The sequence below is a fragment of the Vibrio sp. 1069 genome (assembly GCF_033340555.1).
In genome coordinates this window covers 1-514 of the sequence record NZ_JAWOWP010000961.1, presented here as the reverse complement: position 1 = coordinate 514, position 514 = coordinate 1, and the positions used below count along the sequence as shown (strand labels likewise).

The 514-nt window shown below is 39.9% G+C and carries 1 pseudogene; it reads right to left on the bottom strand.

From position 1 onward, the window contains the following. Positions 1 to 514: pseudogene (locus tag R7040_RS30040) on the bottom strand (hypothetical protein); the annotation flags it as partial.

The window sequence follows — 514 nt, the reverse complement described above, 5'->3', positions numbered from 1 at the left end:
GTCAGACACGGTTTTGAAAAATACGTAATAGTGGAATCGGTTGTGTAAGCGTGAAATCTTAGTATGTTCTATATTAATATATTCGCATGTGTCATGCTTAAAAAAGAACTTAATTACTTTTCTTTTCTTATTGTAATCAGCAAAGAGCCAGTCTTCACGTTCTCCGACCCTCACTTCTGTTGGTTCATCAGGCTGACGTTTAAGCATACCAAATGAAACCAATATAAAGCCACCGGCTCCGACAAGAACCATCGGTCCAGCAACTCCAACCATCACGACACAAACTATTGCTCCAATCCAGCCCATGACTTGAGCCGCGGAGTTTACCCAATTCGGTAAATTACGTCGTTTTTTTATGACTAACCCGCGATCGGAGAAGGTGTAATCATACCGATTGTCCAAACCAAATGTCAGATAAGACACACCAGACATGATTATCGTCAGCCCCGATAAAATGTAAGTTAAGATCATTTCACTACTATCATGTAGGAAATAGGTAAGGAAAAATAATGGA